This window comes from Bradyrhizobium manausense, assembly GCF_001440035.1.
GTDB classification, from domain to species: domain Bacteria; phylum Pseudomonadota; class Alphaproteobacteria; order Rhizobiales; family Xanthobacteraceae; genus Bradyrhizobium; species Bradyrhizobium manausense.
The window spans coordinates 290,682-308,157 of record NZ_LJYG01000108.1 but is presented as its reverse complement, the minus strand read 5'-3'; the positions used below and the strand labels follow the sequence as shown (position 1 = coordinate 308,157).

22 protein-coding genes and 1 pseudogene are annotated in these 17,476 nt (G+C 65.0%); 15 read left to right on the top strand and 8 right to left on the bottom strand.

Annotated elements, in window-relative coordinates; all coding sequences use genetic code 11:
- The first annotated feature begins 7 nt into the window (after positions 1-7).
- From AOQ71_RS31485 to AOQ71_RS31455, 9 genes are all read left to right on the top strand, one after another.
- The gene (locus tag AOQ71_RS31485) at positions 8-346 is read left to right on the top strand and encodes a hypothetical protein (protein WP_057755314.1); all 339 of its coding nucleotides are present in this window, start codon (positions 8-10) and stop codon (positions 344-346) included.
- Between the two features lie 5 nt (positions 347-351).
- Positions 352-603 carry a hypothetical protein gene (locus tag AOQ71_RS31480; protein ID WP_157083713.1) on the top strand — a complete coding sequence of 84 codons (252 nt, stop codon included), beginning with the start codon at positions 352-354 and terminating at the stop codon, positions 601-603.
- A 3-nt stretch (positions 604-606) separates the two neighbouring features.
- Positions 607-771, top strand: a complete 165-nt coding sequence (locus AOQ71_RS45525; RefSeq protein ID WP_157083712.1) for a hypothetical protein — start codon at positions 607-609, stop codon at positions 769-771.
- An 8-nt stretch (positions 772-779) separates the two neighbouring features.
- A complete protein-coding gene (locus AOQ71_RS31475; protein WP_157083711.1) occupies positions 780-1,007 on the top strand; it encodes a hypothetical protein in 228 nt (75 codons plus the stop codon).
- 208 nt (positions 1,008-1,215) lie between these two features.
- Positions 1,216-1,377 carry a hypothetical protein gene (locus tag AOQ71_RS45520; protein WP_157083710.1) on the top strand — a complete coding sequence of 54 codons (162 nt, stop codon included), beginning with the start codon at positions 1,216-1,218 and terminating at the stop codon, positions 1,375-1,377.
- A complete protein-coding gene (locus AOQ71_RS45515; RefSeq protein WP_157083709.1) occupies positions 1,371-1,634 on the top strand; it encodes a hypothetical protein in 264 nt (87 codons plus the stop codon). Before AOQ71_RS45520 ends, AOQ71_RS45515 begins: the two co-directional genes overlap by 7 nt.
- 37 nt (positions 1,635-1,671) lie before the next feature.
- A complete protein-coding gene (locus tag AOQ71_RS31465) occupies positions 1,672-1,824 on the top strand; it encodes a hypothetical protein (protein WP_205668277.1) in 153 nt (50 codons plus the stop codon).
- A complete protein-coding gene (locus tag AOQ71_RS31460) occupies positions 1,824-2,126 on the top strand; it encodes a hypothetical protein (RefSeq protein ID WP_057755299.1) in 303 nt (100 codons plus the stop codon). Before AOQ71_RS31465 ends, AOQ71_RS31460 begins: the two co-directional genes overlap by 1 nt.
- Before the next feature lie 230 nt (positions 2,127-2,356).
- The gene (locus AOQ71_RS31455) at positions 2,357-2,557 is read left to right on the top strand and encodes a hypothetical protein (RefSeq protein ID WP_157083707.1); all 201 of its coding nucleotides are present in this window, start codon (positions 2,357-2,359) and stop codon (positions 2,555-2,557) included.
- Positions 2,558-2,734: 177 nt separating this feature from the next.
- On the opposite strand, the gene AOQ71_RS31450 is transcribed toward AOQ71_RS31455, so the two are convergent.
- A complete protein-coding gene (locus AOQ71_RS31450) occupies positions 2,735-4,234 on the bottom strand; it encodes a class I adenylate-forming enzyme family protein (RefSeq protein WP_057756696.1) in 1,500 nt (499 codons plus the stop codon).
- A gap of 4 nt (positions 4,235-4,238) precedes the next feature.
- The gene (locus tag AOQ71_RS31445) at positions 4,239-6,083 is read right to left on the bottom strand and encodes an extracellular solute-binding protein (protein ID WP_057755291.1); all 1,845 of its coding nucleotides are present in this window, start codon (positions 6,081-6,083) and stop codon (positions 4,239-4,241) included.
- Positions 6,084-6,342: 259 nt separating this feature from the next.
- Between AOQ71_RS31445 and AOQ71_RS31440 the strand changes: the two genes are divergently transcribed.
- Positions 6,343-7,164: an invasion associated locus B family protein gene (locus tag AOQ71_RS31440; RefSeq protein WP_057755288.1), complete on the top strand. Its 822-nt coding sequence runs from the start codon at positions 6,343-6,345 to the stop codon at positions 7,162-7,164.
- Positions 7,165-7,259: 95 nt separating this feature from the next.
- Here the strand turns inward: AOQ71_RS31440 and hspQ are convergent, their stop codons facing one another.
- Positions 7,260-7,592, bottom strand: a complete 333-nt coding sequence (gene hspQ, locus AOQ71_RS31435; RefSeq protein ID WP_057755286.1) for a heat shock protein HspQ — start codon at positions 7,590-7,592, stop codon at positions 7,260-7,262.
- A gap of 107 nt (positions 7,593-7,699) precedes the next feature.
- Here hspQ and AOQ71_RS31430 point away from each other — a divergent pair, with 107 nt between their 5' ends.
- On the top strand, positions 7,700-8,653 hold the full coding sequence (locus AOQ71_RS31430; protein WP_057755284.1) for an AEC family transporter: 954 nt from the start codon (positions 7,700-7,702) through the stop codon (positions 8,651-8,653).
- Positions 8,654-8,671: 18 nt separating this feature from the next.
- Here AOQ71_RS31430 and AOQ71_RS31425 read toward each other — a convergent pair whose 3' ends face one another.
- Entirely contained in the window at positions 8,672-9,856 is a 1,185-nt protein-coding gene (locus tag AOQ71_RS31425) for a UbiH/UbiF family hydroxylase (RefSeq protein ID WP_057755282.1), read from the bottom strand.
- 140 nt (positions 9,857-9,996) lie between these two features.
- On the opposite strand from AOQ71_RS31425, the gene pcsA reads away from it, so the two are divergent.
- From pcsA to AOQ71_RS31410, 3 genes are all read left to right on the top strand, one after another.
- Positions 9,997-10,722, top strand: coding sequence for a phosphatidylcholine synthase (pcsA, locus tag AOQ71_RS31420; protein ID WP_057756694.1), 726 nt, complete (start codon positions 9,997-9,999; stop codon positions 10,720-10,722).
- Positions 10,719-11,447, top strand: a complete 729-nt coding sequence (locus AOQ71_RS31415; protein WP_057755280.1) for a TerC family protein — start codon at positions 10,719-10,721, stop codon at positions 11,445-11,447. Before pcsA ends, AOQ71_RS31415 begins: the two co-directional genes overlap by 4 nt.
- Before the next feature lie 75 nt (positions 11,448-11,522).
- On the top strand, positions 11,523-12,497 hold the full coding sequence (locus AOQ71_RS31410; protein WP_057755270.1) for a quinone oxidoreductase family protein: 975 nt from the start codon (positions 11,523-11,525) through the stop codon (positions 12,495-12,497).
- A 92-nt stretch (positions 12,498-12,589) separates the two neighbouring features.
- On the opposite strand, the gene AOQ71_RS31405 is transcribed toward AOQ71_RS31410, so the two are convergent.
- From AOQ71_RS31405 to AOQ71_RS31395, 3 genes are all read right to left on the bottom strand, one after another.
- Positions 12,590-13,786: an acetylornithine transaminase gene (locus AOQ71_RS31405; RefSeq protein WP_057755267.1), complete on the bottom strand. Its 1,197-nt coding sequence runs from the start codon at positions 13,784-13,786 to the stop codon at positions 12,590-12,592.
- A 256-nt stretch (positions 13,787-14,042) separates the two neighbouring features.
- Positions 14,043-14,684, bottom strand: coding sequence for a hypothetical protein (locus AOQ71_RS31400; RefSeq protein ID WP_057755264.1), 642 nt, complete (start codon positions 14,682-14,684; stop codon positions 14,043-14,045).
- Between the two features lie 106 nt (positions 14,685-14,790).
- Positions 14,791-15,939 (bottom strand): tetratricopeptide repeat protein, encoded by a 1,149-nt coding sequence (locus AOQ71_RS31395; protein WP_057755261.1) that lies wholly within the window; start codon positions 15,937-15,939, stop codon positions 14,791-14,793.
- Positions 15,940-16,064: 125 nt separating this feature from the next.
- Here AOQ71_RS31395 and AOQ71_RS31390 point away from each other — a divergent pair, with 125 nt between their 5' ends.
- On the top strand, positions 16,065-17,006 hold the full coding sequence (locus AOQ71_RS31390; protein WP_057755258.1) for a hypothetical protein: 942 nt from the start codon (positions 16,065-16,067) through the stop codon (positions 17,004-17,006).
- A gap of 145 nt (positions 17,007-17,151) precedes the next feature.
- Here the strand turns inward: AOQ71_RS31390 and AOQ71_RS48890 are convergent.
- Positions 17,152-17,476 (bottom strand): annotated as a pseudogene (locus AOQ71_RS48890) (30S ribosomal protein S12 methylthiotransferase RimO); the annotation flags it as partial.

The window sequence follows — 17,476 nt, the reverse complement described above, 5'->3', positions numbered from 1 at the left end:
CCCCCACATGACCAGCCGCCCGAACTTCACAGCCCCGGTCGAGTTCGCCGCCGTCGCGATGACGTTCGATGCCGCTGCGGCCCTGTCGCTGCCGAATAGCAACCTGCTTTGGCTCAGCAAGGACGGCGCGTACGTGGTCGCCAAGGTCCGCCGCCCTTGGGCCGTCAAGCGCAATCTGGTCGTGACCGAGCTTGGCAGGCTGCCGCTGGCGTGGGGTGGCGAGGTATCGGCCGAGTGCGCGCGTCAGGCTTCCGCGGCGGATATGGCGATTGTTCGCCGCGCTCGCGGTTTCGCTTCCCGCGGTCCCCGTTCTGGCGACGGCGTCATTGCAGCATACGGAGCGTGAGCACGATGTTCCCGAAGGACCCCAGCAACGAACCGCCGACAGCGTCGGGTTGCAAGCAACGAGTTCAAGCGCAGCACCTCAGGCAGGGCGACTACCTGCCGGCGACCCGCAACACGGTCGTGAGCGTCAGCCGCGGCATCCGGACCCCCAGCGGAAAAGTCGAAGTCACGTTGGCCACCTCGCTCGGCATGCGCGTGAGCGTCTGGGGCGCCCGAACCGAAATCTCAATCGAACGCGAAGCAAACCGAAAGGACTGAACCATGAAACGCGCCGCAACGATCTTCGGCACGCTCGTGTTTAACGCTGGCGCGCTGGCGTTCATAGGCCTCAAAGCCGGGTACCCCGAAATCGCCCTCACGCTAGCCCCGATCGCACTAGCAGTCACTGTCACGGATCTGCTCGGCAGCGGCACGGTGCACACGTGACTGACGCGTTGAAGTCGCTCATCCGCGATGTCGGCTTAGGCGCGACTTACGTTGCTGAACACGTGCTCGACTACGGTCCGCACAACCGCATCAACACGGTCGACGAACTGCTGACCCTCATTGAGGGCATGTCCGAACAGGACCGGGACCGGCTTGGGGCCGCACTGTTGCGCGTGAAGGAAGCCCGACAGCGTCTGCAGTTCGTGCTCGCCGAAGAGACCGGCGGGCGGTTGTAGCCTCGCTAGCGGCATCCCCGGCAGCCGCACCACCCCTCCCGAAAATAGGAGTGCACATGCGTCACCCCGAACTAGCAAGTCTGACTGTGCATCAGTTGCACGCGTTAGCCGGCGCCGTGTCCGAAGAGATCAGCTTTCACCAAACGGTGCGGAGCGATCTCGTCGACAGCGCTTACTTCGACCGCTTGCGACAGGAGGCGATACGCACATGCCCGCCCCAACGTTGATCAGCCTGATCCATCTCAGCAGCATCGCGGTGTTGCTGGCCGGCATCGCCGGTTACGCCGTGCTCGGCCGCAAGGCGCGTAAGGCGGTCGCGGAGTTCGAAGCGCGCGAGGCGAAGCGCAACGCGGAGGACCGGTCATGGTGAGCGATTTCAATCACGCCTCAGACGAACAGCTTCGAACGTGGCTCGCTATCGCGGTACTCCGCAAGGAAGGTGCTCGCGTGAAGGCTCTGAAGGCCGCACTTCGGCGCAAGCGCATGCTTCGGGACCGGGCGGCCAAGTTCGAAGCGCTGCGGCAGGCGACGCGCGTTGAAGCGGAAGCCGGTCTTGCCGATCTCGCGAAGCGGGCAGGCGACACGGACGCGCACGTGCGCAGTGGCTTCTGGTGGGAACGTGAATAACCGCAGGCGCGTCCCCATCCTGCGCACGGCGGCCGAAGTGCTCACGGACCCGCTTGCCGACGAGATCGCCGCGCGAATCGAGAAGGCCGCGCGGCGTGCAAACTTCATCCACGACAGCGCCGTGAGACGTGAAATTTGCGTCGCTGCCGCGCTCGATATTTTGGCAATGATTAACAGCGAGAGGAACTGATGTCTGACGACAGGAAGATTGTTCGGTTAGAACCGCGACCGCTGCGACCGGCGCCGACAGTGTCGATATGGGCCGGGCTCGACGCTGCCCGCCGCGTTGCTGATGCGCTTGACGTCACCGTGCAGCACGCCGCGCAATCCGCCAGTGCTGCGGCCCATGCGCTGGATTTTCACGAGGCCGACGTTCCGGACGCGTTGCGCTTGGTGGCCGAGACCAAGGCCCACCTGACCGAAGCGCTTCGGCAGTGCATAGCTGCGGAAACGATCTGCCGGGCCGTGCAGGCTGCTGGCAGTAGCGGCTGACGCGCCAGCACGGCGGGGGGCTGAAGGAGAGAGACGATGTATCACTTCGATCATATCCGCCGCTTCTACTGGGAGCGCTGCACGACCGATCCTGACCGGACCGTGCAAGATCGCCTTTTCGCGATCTACTGGCGTTACATGCTCCGATGCTGACGCCCCGGCAGGACCGCGGAAGTCCGAGATCACGCCCCCTGTCGTCGTCAGCTAACGAAGGAAAGGACGAAACTACCATGCTGCACTTCCTACTCATCCTAGCCGCGCTCTCCGGTCTCGTAACTCTCGCGTTCGGCCTGACCGCTGCACGTGTACTTGTCGGTACCGTGCTTGTCGCAACCGTCGTCGCGGTGGCCGCGTTCGTCGGCTACGGCATCTACAGCGCTGAGCATCCGGCGTCGCGCGCCCGGTCGTGGGCTGACGTGAAGAACCTGTAGGTCCGAAGGAACGGCAGGACCGCGCTGCTGCTGCTGCTGACCACTGACGTGCCCACCCGTTGTTTGACATCGTTGAAAGCGGACGGAGCCGGCGCCGTCGAAAAACAAACCGGAGAGGCCGGGTCCCGCGCTTTAACCCCGGCTTTACCCGCGGTGGCGATCTTGCGCTAACATGCTCTAATTATTGGTTATTTCCCGAAAAGCCTCAACCATCAGAGGGTTAAGCCCGAGTTCACTGAGCGCCTCGCGGGCCCTCGCATTGTCCTGGGCCCGGCCCGCCAGCCGGTGACCCGAGAACCGGTCGGGCAGGGCTGTCAGCAGCGCGCCCTGGCCGAGCCGGCGCGCCCATTCCTGCAGGTCGTTGGACAGGAAGCGATAGCCGCCGACCGCCATGATGCCCGATGGCGGCGCGGTGATGCAGATCGCACCGCAGGCGCGGTCGATCCGGGCGGCGTAGCCGGTGTCGACATAGTCGCGCGGCGGCTGTGCCGTCAGCGTCTCGCCGACCTGATGCGGCGGCGCATAGGCCGCGATCGGCACCATCGGGCCGCGCAGGCCGAGCGTGCCCTTCGGCGTCAGCAGGATCTCGCCCGCGATCGAGGAGCCGGACTGTTCGCGCGGGGCGCCGTGCGGGCCGGGCATCACCGCGACGGGCACGCCATCCTCGCCGCGCCTGGCGCCGAACAGCCCTGCCTCGCCGAACAGATAGACATCCGTGAGCGGCGCATGCGGCGCGATCCAGGCCTCGCTCGCCGCCACCTGCTCCGGCGCGCGCCAGAGACCGATGACGTTGCGCAAGGTCGGCATCCGCGCCGCCAGACCGGAATCGCCGAGGCGCAGGGCGAGCTGGGCCGGCGCGATCAGCACGTCGCAGGCGTGCTCGTTGACCTGCTGCTCCAGCACCTCGCTCTCGAACGGATGGTGCAGCGCCAGCGTGCCGCCGCAGAGCAGCCACACCGCGAGCGAGGAGGCGAGACCCGCGAACGACATCGGCATAAAGGCCGACATCACGGTCGCGCCCTGCTTGATGTCGGCTTCCAGCGACATCGCGAGCCCGCCCGCGATCAGGCTGAAATGTGGCCGCGGCACCGGGCGGAAGCCTTCCGCCGTGACATCGAAGGAAATCATTGCCGCCTTGCGGCCGTCCTGGATCACGGCGCGGGTGGTGCCGGGCGGCCGCGCCAGCACCGCGTCGAGCGAGGCCATGCCTTCGGGCAAATCAGTGCCGAAGCCGTACACGTGGCGAATCGAGAACGCCTCGGCGGCTGCGTGCATCGCGAGATCGGCATAGCTGACGCTGTCGACCTTGCTCATGGTGACGATGGCGCGCGCCGCCGTGCGGTTGAGCGCGGCCGCCAGTTCCGCCTGTCGCCACAGCAATGGCAGCACGGCCACGACGAGGCCGGCGCGATGAGCGGCGAGCACCGTCAGCACGAACTCGACGGTCGAGGGCAACTGGATTGCGACCACCGAATTGGCCGGCAGGCCCGATTCGACGAAATGCGCCGACAGCGCCTCGATGGCGGTGTCGGCCTCGGCGTAGGTCATCCGCCGCGGCTGGTGACCGGTGATGCGGGACTTGTTGAGGGGGTCGAGCAACGCGGGCGCGTGCGGCTGCCGCATCAGCGTCCGCTGGAACAGCGTGTCGAGCGTCGGTGATACGGCTGGCTGGTTCACGGCGTCACTTCGCTGGACTGGCTTGAGGCTCACCCTTGGACCACCAGCTCTCCGGCAAATAGCCTGAGAGCGCGGTGGCCTGTGGCCGTTCTATCCGATTCCAGCGCGCGATCCATTGCTCGGATACGTTAAAGAGGGGGATTGTGTAGAAGCCCGCCATCAAGGCGCGGTCGAGCGCCCGCACCGCATCGACGAAATCCGTATGATCACGGGCCTCGAGCAGGGCCTTGATCATGGCATCGACCGCAGGATTCCTCGCGCCCATGTAGTTGCGGGTCCCCGGATTGTCGGCGGCGGCGCTGCCCCAATAGAAATACTGCTCGTTGCCGGGCGACAGCGACTGGTCCCAGCGGTTCTGGATCATGTCGAACTCGTAGGACAATCGGCGCTGGTCGAATTGCACCGGGTCGACCGCGCGGACGCTCACATCGATGCCGGCACGCTTGAGGTCGCGCTGGAACGCGAGCGCGATGCGCTCCTGGTCGCGGGTCGTCACCAGCATCTCGAAGGTGAAGTGCGCTTTTGTCTGGCGGTTGCGGAGCACGGTGCCATCGAGATCGTAGCCGGCGTCCGACAGCAGCTTCAGCGCCGCACGCAGCGTCGTGCGGTCGCGGCCCGAGCCGTCGGTGACGGGCAGACGATAGCTGCCATCCATGATGTCTTGGGGGATCTGCGCGGCGAAGGGCTTCAGCAGCGCGCGCTCGTGCGCATCCGCGGGCCGCGCATAGGCCGAGAGCTCGGAGCCGGCAAAATAGCCGGCGACGCGCGAATAGAGCGAGAAGAAATAGTTGCGGTTGACCAGCTCGAAATCGAACAACAGCGTCAGCGCCTGGCGCACACGGATGTCGGCGAAGACAGGGCGCCGCGTGTTGAACACCAGGAATTCAGAGGGCTGCGGTACGCCCGGCTTGAAGGTATCGCGGATCACCTCGCCGCTTTTGGCAGCGGGAAAATCATAGCCGTCGTGCCAGCGCAACGGTTCGTTCTCGACGCGGAAATCATAGAGGCCGCGCTTGAAGGCTTCGAACTGGCCGTTGGCTTCGCGATAATAGTCGAGCCGGATCTCGTCGAAATTGAACAGCCCGCGATTAACAGGGAGATCGCGGCCCCAATAATCGGGATTGCGTGTGAGGGTCACGCTGGCGCCGGGTTTCACCGCCGTGACGCGGTAGGGGCCGGAGGCGATCGGCCCTGACAGCGTCGTCTCCTCGAAGGTCGCGACGTCGACTGCGTGCTTCGGCAGGATTGGCATCAGCCCGAGGATCAGCGGTATCTCGCGGTCGTTGGCCCCGGTGAGATCGAAGCGGACGGTGAGGGGATCGGGTGCCTCCGCCTTGGCGACCTTGGAATAGTACTGCCGGAGGTTGGGACGGCCGTGGTCGCGCAGCAGCTGCCAGGAGAACAGCACGTCCACGGCGGTGACCGGCTTGCCGTCGGAGAAGCGGGCACGGGGATCGATGTGGAATGTGACGTAGCTCCGCTCGTCATCGGTCTCGACCGATTTGGCGAGCAGGCCGTAGAGCGTGAACGGCTCGTCCTGGCCGCGCGCCAGCAGGCTTTCGACCACGTAGGCGCGGATCGGCTGCACCGCCAATCCCTTCACGATGAACGGATTGAGACTGTCGAACGTGCCGAGAATGCCCCAGGTCAGCCGGCCGCCCTTGGGGGCGTCGGGATTGGCGTAGGGCATGTGGGTGAAATCAGCCGGCAGCGCCGGCTTGCCGTGCATGGCGATCGCGTGCGCCTCCTCGGCGTGGCCAGCGCTTGCAATCAGGCCGACGCTGAGGATCACGGCGAGGCTTGAAAGACGGAGACCGGGCCCCTCGAGCAGGCGCTGGAACATGAACATTCGGACACGTTGATTCGAGGGGTGGTGTGGGCGAATCCTATCACAGGGATTTCACTGGGCGCCCAGTCGGATGTGGCCAAAGACGCTTGTCGGCATTGATCTTTCCGTCGACCACGTTAAGAAGGCACGCAATCGCGCAAGAGCGCCGAACCCGTCACTTATCCGCCTCAATTGACGGGGAGAGAGCCGCGCCCAAGGCGGCTTGGTTCGGTGCTTCGGAGCGGTTCGGGCACTTCCCGTTCAGAAAGGGTTTTCTGCAATGAATTTCCGTTATTTGGCCGCGTCCGTCCGGCCGCGCGGGCGAGTTCTCGCTCTGTTGACGGCGACGGCATTGGCCATGCCGTTTGCCGCCGAAGCCCAGACCCCCGCACCGGCCCCGGGCGCGCCCAAGGCTGCCCCGAAAGCCGCTCCGAAGGCTGCCCCCAAGGCTGCTCCGGCCCCGGCGCCCGCGCCGGCTCCCCAGGCCCAGCAGGCTCCGGCCCAGCAGGGCGCCCCGGCAGCGCAGGGTGGCCAGCCCGCCGATCAGCAGATCCAGCTGATCTACGCGCCCTGGACCAAGTTCTGTCTCAAGGGCCAGGATGCCAACGCCAAGCAGGTCTGCTTCACCGGCAAGGACGGTCGCATCGAATCAGGCCAGCCGGTCATCGCTGCTGTGATCATCGAGCCGGAAGGCGAGCCGAAGAAGATCCTGCGCGTGACGCTGCCGCTCGGCATGCAGCTCGTGCACGGGACCCGCATCATCGTCGACAACAACCCGCCGCTGCAGAGCCCGTATGTGATCTGCTTCCAGAACGGCTGTATGTCGGACTACGAGGCAACGCCCGACCTGATTGCCAACCTGAAGAAGGGCCAGAACCTCGTGGTGCAGGCGATCAACGCCAACGGCGCGCCGCTGACCCTGCCGCTGCCGCTCACCGGTGAATTCCAGAAGGCCTATGACGGTCCGCCGACCGATCCGAAGGTGTTCGAGGAAACCCAGAAGAAGCTGCAGGAAGAGCTTCAGAAGAAGGCCGAAGAGCAGCGCAAGAAGCTTGAGCAGCAGGGTGGCGCACCCGGCGCAGCTCCGGCCGCTCAGAAGTAATCGGGGATCGAATCCCGGACATGAAAAAGGCGCCCGATCGGGCGCCTTTTTTGCTGGCCGCTTGCCGGCCGAATTCGGGTCAGGAAAAGGGAAGGTCAGTTCAGCGACGGATTGCGCGGGCGGTAACCGCCATCCTTGTTCTTGATGAAGATCTCGGCCACCTGGGAATGCCGGATCGGCTCGCCGGAGTCGTCGGGCAGGAGGTTCTGCTCGGAGACATAGGCGACGTACTCGGACTCCGCGTTCTCCGCGAGCAGATGGTAGAACGGCTGATCCTTGTGGGGCCGAACCTCTTCGGGGATCGACAGCCACCACTCCTGGGTGTTGTTGAATTCCGGATCGATATCGAAGATCACCCCCCGGAACGAGAAGATCCGGTGGCGCACGACCTGTCCGATCTGGAATTTGGCTGTCCGCGCTTTAATCATCCTCCGTCGATAGACCAGGATTGTGGCCGATGCTAGTGGCCTAAAGGTGGAATTAACCTACCGTTAAGGGGCGGATAGCCCCCAAGCCTTCAGAAAACACTTCATCAATGGCCGATATCCTCAATCTGGCGCTACCTTATTTCGGCCTGATCTTCGTTGGTTTTGCCTGCGGCAAGGTCAAGTCGCTGCCGGAATCGGGGCTCGCATGGATGAACTTCTTCCTGCTCTACGTCTCATTGCCCGCGCTGCTGTTCGCGATCATGTCGAAGACCCCGTTCTCGGAGTTGAACAACCCGCCGTTCCTGGTGGCGACCACGCTGTCGACGGTGGCGGCGTTCACCATCGCGCTGGTGGTCGGCAAGGTGCTCGGGAAGCTGACGCTGCGTGAGGCGACGCTCGCCGGCCTCTCCGGCGGTTACGGCAATATCGGCTATATGGGGCCGGGGCTTGCGCTCGCCGTGCTCGGGTCAAAGGCGGCGGCGCCGACCGCGCTGATCTTCTGCTGCGACAGCATCTTCCTGTTCACGATCGTGCCGCTTCTGATCGAGCTGTCAGACCGCGACCATCCCTCGATCATCCACGCCTTCGGCGTGGTGCTGAAACAGATCGTGCTCAACCCGCTGATCATGTCGGCGTGTTTTGGCGCCGCTGTCGCCGCGTTGCATATCGAGTTGCCGGTCGCGCTCGACCGCACCATTACCTTCCTTCAGAACGCGGCGGCGCCGACCGCGCTGTTCGTGCTCGGCGTGACGGTAGCGCTCCGGCCGTTCGATCGCGTGCCCTGGGAGGTGCCGGGTGTGATCGCGGTCAAGCTCCTGATCCATCCGCTCGCCGCGTTCGGCCTGATGCTGGCGTTCGGCCCGTTCGCGCAGCCCTGGGCCGCCACCGCCGTCCTGATGGCCTCGCTGCCGCCGGCGCTGAACGTGTTCGTGATCGCCAGGCAAAACGATGCCTGGATCGAATCCGCCTCCGTCGCCGTGCTGCTCGGCACGTTCGCGTCGGTGGTCACGCTGACCAGCGTGATGTGGCTGCTGCAGACGGGACGGTTGATGTTTCCGTAGTCAGCTATCGCCGCCAAGTCATTTGCGCCACGTCGGCGTCAGCCCTTCGCGCATGGCGAACCGGCGGAGCGGCCCGATGGCACCCAGCAAATGCATGCCGACGGCGCGGATGGGCTGGAGCGGCAGGAAGTCGTTGAGCAGCGAGCGATTGGCGATGTCGATCGCAAAGGTCCGGCTCAGAATGTCAGGCCGCCGCGCCCGGTCGTAACGCCTGAGCACCTCATTCGCGCCCGGGTCCTGTCCTGATGCGATGGCCTCGCCGGCGAGCCTGGCGATGTCGGCCGCATCGCGCAGGCCGAGATTGAGGCCCTGGGCGCCGATCGGAGGAACCACATGGGCGGCTTCGCCGACCAGCGCGATACGGTCGCGGGCGAAGGATTGCGGCCGCTCGATCGCCAGTGGAAACAGATTGCGGCCCGGCTCGACCGTCATGCGGCCGAGGATGGAATGCGACTGCTTCTCGATCGCGGCGGAGAGATCATCGTCGCCGAGGGCGCGAAGCCGCTCGGCCTCGGCGGGGGCGGAGACCCAGACCACGCTGGAGCGGTTGCCGGGCAGGGGCACGAACACGCAGGGGCCGTGCGGTGTGTGGAACTCGGTCGACACGTTGCGGTGTGGCCTGATATGACCGACGTTGAAGGTCAGGGCGGTTTGCGTGAGCTCGCGCCTCGTCATCGCAATGCCGGCGGCCTCCCGGCACAGCGAATGCCGGCCGTCAGCGCCGACCACGAGCCGGGCGCCCAGAAACTGTCCGCCAGCCGTGCGGATCGCGACGTCGTCGGCTTCGATGACGACGCTCTCGGCTTCGTCATCGAAACGAACGAGATTGGAGAGCCCGGCCGCGCGCGCTTCGAGCGCCAGCATCAGTGAGCGGTTGTCGATGTTGTAGCCGAAGGCGTCGAGCCCGATCTCGTGACAGGAGAATCGGACCTCCGGCGCGCGGAACAGGCGGCCAGTGTCGTCGACGAGGCGCATGACCTCGAGCGCCGCGGCCTTGTCACTACAGCGGGGCCAGACGTCGAGGCTCTCCAGCAGGTCGACGGAGGCACCGAGCAGCGCGGTGGTCCTGTTGTCGGCATAGGGCAGGCGCCGGGCGACCAGCGCGGTGCGCGCTCCTCGCTGCGCGAGCGCAATTGCCGCGGCAAGGCCGGCCGGCCCACCGCCGATGACGCTTGCGTCAAAAAGTGTCGATGCGTCTGTCATGGAACGACATTTGACACGCCCTGCGGCAAATTCAAGCCCACCTATTTTGCCGCGTTTTATGACTGGTTGCGCGGCGCAATGCCGCGCTGGCGGATGTGCAAACCGGTCCCGTTCTGGTAGCAGAAGTCATGGAAACCCAGATGGACAGCCAAGAGGATTCGCTGAAGCCGACGCCGGTGGTCCGTGCCGCGGCGTTTTCGGTGCACATCTTCACCGCCTTCGGCGCGGCGATCGCGCTGCTCGCGATGCTCGAGGCCGTGCGCGAGCATTGGGCCGCGATGTTCGGTTGGCTTGGCGTTGCCCTGATCATCGACGCCATCGACGGGCCGATCGCGCGCCTGCTCGACGTCAAGACCGTGCAGCCGAACTGGTCCGGAGACGTGCTCGACCTCGTGGTCGATTTCGTCACCTATGTCTTCGTGCCGGCCTATGCGATCGTTGCGAGCGGCATGCTGCTGCCGGTTGCGGCGCCCTTGCTCGGGATCGCCATCATCGTCACCAGCGCGCTCTATTTCGCCGATCTGCGCATGAAGGCGGACGACAATCATTTCCGCGGCTTTCCGGCACTGTGGAATGCAGCGGCGTTCTATTTGTTCCTGCTGCACTGGCCGCCACTGTCGTCGACGCTGCTGGTCGCGGCGCTGGTGGTGCTGACCTTCGTGCCTTTCCATGTGCTGCATCCGGTTCGCGTCGTGCGACTGCGCTGGCTGACGATGTCGCTGATCGTGCTGTGGGGCGTGCTCGCCTTCTACGTGCTGGAGATGGATTTCCGTGTCGGCACCGGCGTGACGGTGGCGCTCTGCGCGATCGCGTTCTGGATCGCATTCAGCGACGCCTTGATCCGCCTTGTGAGATCGTTCGAATGATGCATCTGTTAACCAGCCCCGAGGCCTGGGCAGCGCTGCTCACCCTGACCTCGCTCGAGATCGTGCTCGGCATCGATAACGTCATCTTCCTGTCGGTGATCGTCTCGCGCATCCCCGAACCGCAGGCCCGTCGCGCCCGCCAGATCGGGCTGGCGCTGGCGCTGGTCTTCCGCATCATCCTGCTCAGCGTGCTGGTCTGGCTGATCGGCCTGACCGCGCCGGTGTTCTCGGTTCAAGGCTACGACTTCTCCTGGCGCGACCTCATCCTGATCGGCGGCGGCCTGTTCCTGATCGCGAAGGCGACGCACGAGATCCATGCTGAAGTCGACGCCGACGAGGAGGAGGGCGAGGGCAAGTCCGCTGGCAGCGCCTTCTTCTGGGTGATCGTCCAGATCGTCATCATCGACATCGTGTTCTCGCTTGACTCGATCATCACCGCGATCGGCATGGCCCAGGACCTCGAGATCATGATTGCGGCCGTCGTGATCGCCTGCCTGATCATGTACATTTCCTCAGGACCCGTGGCGCGATTCGTCGCCGAACATCCGACCACCAAAATGCTGGCCCTGGCATTTCTGGTGCTGATCGGCGTCGCCCTGGTTGCGGACGGATTCAAATTCCACATTCCGCGCGGCTACATCTATTTCGCAATTGCGTTCTCGGCGGCGGTGGAATTCTTCAACGTGCTGGCCAAGCGCAACCGCAGGAAGGCCGGCAAGCCGTAACCGTTCCACTCTGGGGCGAGTTGACAAGGCGGGCGTGATGTCTTTCGCTGGCCGATGCGAAGAGGAGGTCAGGTGATGACCAAAGCGGTCCGTGTGCACAAGGTCGGAGGCCCCGAAGCGCTGGTCTATGAGAGCGTCGAGCTGCCGGCGCCCGGACCCGGCGAGGTGCGCATCCGCCAGCACGCGGTCGGCCTGAACTTCATCGACGTCTACTATCGCACCGGCCTCTACAAGGCGCCGGCACTGCCCTTCATCCCGGGCAACGAGGCCTCGGGCGAGGTCGTCGCCGTCGGGCCGGGCGTGACCAATTTTCATCCCGGCGATCGCGTCGCCTACTACCATAATCTCGGCGCATACACGAGCGAGCGCAACATCCCCTGGGAAAGGCTGGTCAAGCTGCCCGATCACATCACCCACGAGCAGGGCGCCGTGCTGATGCTGAAGGGCCTGACCGTCTGGTATCTGCTGCACAAGACCTTCAAGGTCGAGCCGCATCACCGCGTGCTGATCCATGCCGCTGCCGGCGGCATCGGCCTCTTGGCCTGCCAATGGGCGAGGGCGCTCGGCGCGCATGTCATCGGCACGGTGGGCTCGCGCGAAAAGGCCGAGCTCGCGGAGGCCAATGGCTGCGATCACGTCATCCTCTATAACGAGGAAGACTTCGTCGCGCGCGTCAAGCAGATCAGCCGCAACGAGGGCTGCGACGTCGTCTATGACGGCGTCGGCAAATCGACCTTCCCGGGCTCGTTGTCGTGCCTGAAGCCGCGCGGCATGTTCGTCTCGTTCGGCAACGCCTCAGGCCCGGTGCCGCCGTTCTCGATCGCGGAGCTGAACAATCACGGCTCGCTATTTGCGACCCGGCCGAAGCTCAACGACTATATCGGCACGCGCAAGGAGCTGCTGGAAGGCGCCGATACGCTGTTCTCCGCCGTCATCAACGGCAAGCTGCACGTGCCGATCAACCACGCCTATGCGCTGAAGGACGCGGCGAAGGCGCATATCGATCTGGAAAGCCGCAAGACGACGGGCGCGTCGATCCTGAAGCCGTGAGCTCGTCGTTCCGGGGCGATGCGAAGCATCGAACCCGGAACCTCGGGATTCCGGGCTCGGTCCTGCGGACCGCCCGGGAATGACGATCTGTCTCACGCCACCCGTCGCGCCGCACCGGCCTTGGTCAGGATCTCGTCGAGACAACCGATCATCTCGGCGATCTCAGCTTTCGTGACGTTCAGCGCCGGCATGAAGCGCAACGTGTCGAGCTGCGGTGCGTTGAGCAGCACGCCGGCCTCGAACGCCTGCGCAACGATGCCGGGTGCGATCGGCAGCTTGAGGTCGAGCGCGAGCAACAGGCCGCGGCCGCGCACGCCGCCGAGGCCGTGCCGCACCGAGACTTTTTGCAGCTCGCTTTCGAGCAGCAAGCCGGTCTCGGTCACCTGCTTCAGGAAGTCCGGCTTGCTGACCTGTTCCAGCACCGCGAGCCCGGCCGCGCACATCACCGGATTGCCGTTGAAGGTGCCGCCCTGGTCGCCGTGCTCGAAGCAGGAGGCGCGTTCGGTCGCAAGCAGCGCCGCGAGCGGCACCCCGCCGCCGATGCCCTTGCCGAGCGTCATGATGTCAGGCGCGATGCCCGTGTGCTCGTAATGGAAGAGCTTTCCGGTCCGGCCCATGCCGGTCTGGATCTCGTCAAGGATGAGCAGCAGGCCGTGCGCTTCGGTCAGCGCGCGCAGCTCCCGCAGGAACTGATCGGTCGCCGGCCACACGCCTGACTCGCCCTGGATCGGCTCCAGCATCACGGCCACGGTGTTGCCGTTAATCAGCGTCTCGACCGAGGCGATATCGTTCAGCTTCGCCTTCTTGAAGCCTGATACTTTCGGCTCGAACAGCGGCTCGAACGCCTTCTTGCCGGAAGCCGACATCGTCGCCAGCGTGCGGCCGTGGAAGCCGCCTTCGAAGCTGATGATCTCGAACGCGCCGCCTTTGTAGAGGCTGCCATATTTGCGCGCGAGCTTGATCGCGCCCTCATTGGCCTCGGCGCCGGAATTGGCAAAGAACACCTGGTCGAATGCGCTGGTCTCGACCAGCGCCTGCGCGAGTTTGAGGCTCGGCTCGTTGTAGAAGGCCGGGCTCGGCGTCAGCAGCCGCTTGGCCTGCGAGGCGAGCGCATCCGCAACCGCCGGCGGGGAGTGGCCGAGGCAGTTGACGGCCCAGCCCTGCACGAAATCGAGATAGCGCTTGCGGCTGTCGTCCCAGAGGTATGAGCCGGCGCCGCGCACGAACACCGCCTTGGGCCGTGCAGTGATGTCCATCAGCGCGTCATACGGATGGGTGGCGGTGGTCATGTCGAGCTCCTCTGGAAGCGGGTTGAAAACGGGACGCAAAAAGCAGGAAGGCCGCACTTTGCGGGTGCGGCCTTCTCGAAAACTGAAGCTGAATGACTGGTTCAGCAGCGTCGTCGGACATGGCGCAACCCATCATCGTCGCTGGAGCGACGACGGAAAGCTGCGCGGCGGTGGGTCCGAGACTTGATCATGGGGCGCGTCCGTACAGCCGAAGGACAGGTCTGTCAAGCCGGTCGTTTTGGCTGGCCTGCATCGCTCAGGTCGGATGCGCGGCTTCCTCGGGTGCCTCGTCGCCCCAGTTCGCATCGGCAATCGCACTGTCGATCAGCTCGCCGCGCATCAGCTTGAGCGGCGAATTCCAGTACAGCGCGACGTTGTGGAAGGGATCGGTCAGCACCTTGAAGCCCCACACCAGTCCCGTCGCGACGCCGCGCGCTACGAACAGCTGCAGCATGCGCGCCAGGGCGCCACTGACGCCGATCGCGAGCCAGAGCACGCCGACATGGCGGATGAAGTCGAGGCGATCGACCGGTGCAGCAAACAGGCCGAACAGCCTCGGGTATGCATACAGCGCAATCGGCGCGCTGCCCCAGACCAGCAAGAGGATGATCTTGCGGGTCTGGTTGTAGCCGACCTTCACGGCCTCCTTGTATTCATTGCTGACCTCGTTGACCGCGTCATAGCCGTTCGGCTCGAAGAAGAAATGCCCGGTCTGCCGCGTCAGCATCGCGAGCCAGCCGACCAAACCGGCGAGCGCGGGATCCCTGAACAGCAGCGCATAGCAAGCCAGGAAGATGATCGCGCTGAACAGGTGCAGCGTCTGATTGACGGTGCTCTGGTGGTAGAAGCGGTAATCGTCGAAGCGCTGCGTGCGCAGCATGTCCGGGAGGCGGCTCATCAAAATCCTCGCTCGCGTTGAAAGCGCGCGAGGATTAGGACGAGTCCGTGACCTCTGCGTGAATGCACTATAGTGTCACATTCGCACGCGAAGACGGCAGTGAGGGCTACTCGACACCGTAATGCGAAAACATTTCGGCGATCCCGGCGTTGATCGCTTTCGCCGCCGCGATGTCGCGTTCGGCGCCTGCGGTGTCGCCCTGCTTTCGCTTCGCAAGCCCGCGTCCGTACAGCGATGAGTCGAGCTTCGGCTTTGCGCGCAGCGCGGCGTCGTAGTCGGCAATCGCCGCGTCGAGATTGCCGAGCTTGAGATAGGTGAGGGCGCGGCTGTCCAGCGTGTCAGGATCGTTCGGGGCCATCCGCAGCGACTGCTCGCAATCGGCCAGCGCCTCCTGCAATCGGCCGAGGATCGCACGCGTCATGCAGCGCGAATTGAATACGCCGGCATGACTTGCATTGGCCTTGAGCGCACGATCGTAATCCGCGAGCGCCAGCGCATAATCATGCGTGCCGAAATACATGTTCGCGCGCGCATAGAAATCGCGGTCGTTGTCCGGGTTGAGCTCGATCGACTTGGCGAAATCGGCGAGCGCGCGATCGCGATCGCCGCGATCGCGAAAGATGCGCGCGCGGTTGCCATAGGCCGGGCCATAGGCCGGATCGAGCTTGATCGACATGTCGAGATCGGCCAGCGCACGATCGGCCTCGCCATGTTCGCGATAGGCGCTGCCCCGGTTGTAGAAGGCGAGCGCGAATTTCGGATCGAGCTTGATCGCCTTGTTGTAGTCGGCGAGCGCATGCTCGTAGTCGCCTTTGCCGATGTAGGAATTGCCGCGGTTGTTGTAGTACCAGGCGTCATCGGGAATGAGGCGGATGGCGCGGGTGTAGTCCATGATGGCGTGGTCGCGGTCGCCGAGATCGTCGTGGACGATGCCGCGATTGAACCACGCGATGGCATCGGTCTCGTCGAGATCGACCGCGCGGTTGAGATCGGCCAGCGCGCGCTCGGTCTCGCGCTTGCGCCGATAGATCTCGCCACGGTTGGCGAGCGCGCGCTGATTCGACGGATTTGCCTGCAGCACGGCCGAGCAACCCGCCAGCCGCTGCTCGTCATTGACCTCTTTGGAACCGAAGCACCATTGCCGCCCCTGCGCGGCCGATGGGGATTGCGCTGCGGCCGGAAACGCGAGCAGGGTCAAGGCAGTTGCCAGTGCGCGCAGCGCTGGCCGGATATCGATCTTGTGATTGCATGTCATCTGATCGCTGCGCAGAAACCTATGACCCTCTAGCGCGTTTGTGATCTCGGGATACGAATCGGTTCGAACCGGACTTGGGCCGGGGCAGACCAAAGGGGACGGGACCACCAAGATAGTTTTCAGCCTTGTCCGACACGCCTTACCCGATCGACCTCGACAGCATTCGCGGCGCGTTCCCGCCGGGCATCGAGGCGCCGCCTCTGCTGCTGGATTTTGCCGGCTGGCTGAACGGTCGCCCCTGGGGCAGCGTCGGCTGCTTCTCCCTGCAAGGCCAATTCTCCGATCAGGCCCCGATCTTCGATGGCAGTCCTTTGCGCGACCGTTTCGCGCTGTTCATGCGCCTGCCTGACGGCTCAGCCGTCGGCGGCTGGTATGGCGCCGGCCTCGACCGCGACGATCCCCCGATCGTGGGGCTGGGCTCGGAGGGCGATTACGAGCTGCTCGCGCCGTCGCTCGACGCGCTGCTTGCGAAACTGACCTCGCAGCAATTCGACAAGGCCTGGCACGATTTGCGGCCGCATGACGAGGTCAAGCCGCAGACGGTTGAGCTTGCGCAATGGCTAGCCCGGCGCCCGGCCGGCGAACCTGTTGCTTGCGAGGACGGGGAGCTGCCCGACTTCCGCGGTTTCGTCGAGAAGTGGAGCCGGGACCGCGAGGAATACTGGGCCAATCACCGGATGATGGCCGAGCTCGGCTGGCGGCTCGCCGCGCATCTGCCCAAGGGCAGGAATGCGTGGGACAAGACCCATTTCGAGGTCGCGATCGTTGGTCAGCAATACGAGGCGCGCGTGCTATCGCGCGGCCCGCAGCCTTTCGAGGAAGCCGCCTCGATCGAATCCCTGCTGCGCGACCTGCGCGAGGAGATGCGCCGCGTCCAGCCCGAGCTCGGCCTGTGGTACGCGATGAAATTCGGCCTCTACGCCGACGGCCGCGTCATGCCGAATTTCGAATACGATTTGCGGCCAACCATCGGCGGTGAGCCGGCGCTGCTCGCTGAGGCCAAGGCCGATCTCGCCCGCGCCCCGCGGCCGGAGCGCTGGGTGCCGAAATGGCTGGTGGAAACCTGACTGCCTCCACATCGTCATTGCAAGCGCAGCGAAGCAACCCAGGCTGTCTCCACGGAGGGACTCTGGATTGCTTCGCGGAGCCTGTCATCGGACCGCCCTTCGCGCGGCGCTCGCCCGTCAGCCGGGCTGAGACGGGCTGAGGACCTCAAAACCCCGCGACGCTGCCGTGCAGATCGTATTCGTCCGCGCGTTCGATCTTCGCGGTGACGATCTCGCCGACGCGCAAGGGGCGGCGGCTCGACAGATACACCGCGCCGTCGATATCAGGCGCATCGGCCTTGGAGCGACCCTTCGCCACCGTCGGCCCGACCTCGTCGATGATGATCTGCTGGCGCGTGCCGACCTTGCGCTTGAGGCGTCGCGCGGAGATCTTCTGCTGCCGCGCCATCAGCGCGTTGTAGCGCTCCTGCTTGACCTCTTCGGGCACCGGATTGGCGATCGCGTTCGAGGTCGCGCCCGCGACCGGCTCG

Excerpts from the sequence above, each read along its gene's own strand:
- AOQ71_RS31410 (WP_057755270.1), top strand. The coding sequence starts at position 11,523 with ATGACCAAAGCGGTCCGTGTGCACAAGGTCGGAGGCCCCGAAGCGCTG.
- AOQ71_RS45515 (WP_157083709.1), top strand. The coding sequence starts at position 1,371 with ATGGTGAGCGATTTCAATCACGCCTCAGACGAACAGCTTCGAACGTGG.
- AOQ71_RS45520 (WP_157083710.1), top strand. The coding sequence starts at position 1,216 with ATGCCCGCCCCAACGTTGATCAGCCTGATCCATCTCAGCAGCATCGCG.
- AOQ71_RS31400 (WP_057755264.1), bottom strand. The coding sequence starts at position 14,684 with ATGAGCCGCCTCCCGGACATGCTGCGCACGCAGCGCTTCGACGATTAC.
- AOQ71_RS31445 (WP_057755291.1), bottom strand. The coding sequence starts at position 6,083 with ATGTTCATGTTCCAGCGCCTGCTCGAGGGGCCCGGTCTCCGTCTTTCA.
- hspQ (WP_057755286.1), bottom strand. The coding sequence starts at position 7,592 with ATGATTAAAGCGCGGACAGCCAAATTCCAGATCGGACAGGTCGTGCGC.
- AOQ71_RS31460 (WP_057755299.1), top strand. The coding sequence starts at position 1,824 with ATGTCTGACGACAGGAAGATTGTTCGGTTAGAACCGCGACCGCTGCGA.
- AOQ71_RS45525 (WP_157083712.1), top strand. The coding sequence starts at position 607 with ATGAAACGCGCCGCAACGATCTTCGGCACGCTCGTGTTTAACGCTGGC.
- AOQ71_RS31455 (WP_157083707.1), top strand. The coding sequence starts at position 2,357 with ATGCTGCACTTCCTACTCATCCTAGCCGCGCTCTCCGGTCTCGTAACT.
- AOQ71_RS31405 (WP_057755267.1), bottom strand. The coding sequence starts at position 13,786 with ATGACCACCGCCACCCATCCGTATGACGCGCTGATGGACATCACTGCA.
- pcsA (WP_057756694.1), top strand. The coding sequence starts at position 9,997 with ATGGACAGCCAAGAGGATTCGCTGAAGCCGACGCCGGTGGTCCGTGCC.
- AOQ71_RS31430 (WP_057755284.1), top strand. The coding sequence starts at position 7,700 with ATGGCCGATATCCTCAATCTGGCGCTACCTTATTTCGGCCTGATCTTC.
- AOQ71_RS31485 (WP_057755314.1), top strand. The coding sequence starts at position 8 with ATGACCAGCCGCCCGAACTTCACAGCCCCGGTCGAGTTCGCCGCCGTC.
- AOQ71_RS31440 (WP_057755288.1), top strand. The coding sequence starts at position 6,343 with ATGAATTTCCGTTATTTGGCCGCGTCCGTCCGGCCGCGCGGGCGAGTT.
- AOQ71_RS31395 (WP_057755261.1), bottom strand. The coding sequence starts at position 15,939 with ATGACATGCAATCACAAGATCGATATCCGGCCAGCGCTGCGCGCACTG.
- AOQ71_RS31425 (WP_057755282.1), bottom strand. The coding sequence starts at position 9,856 with ATGACAGACGCATCGACACTTTTTGACGCAAGCGTCATCGGCGGTGGG.
- AOQ71_RS31480 (WP_157083713.1), top strand. The coding sequence starts at position 352 with ATGTTCCCGAAGGACCCCAGCAACGAACCGCCGACAGCGTCGGGTTGC.
- AOQ71_RS31415 (WP_057755280.1), top strand. The coding sequence starts at position 10,719 with ATGATGCATCTGTTAACCAGCCCCGAGGCCTGGGCAGCGCTGCTCACC.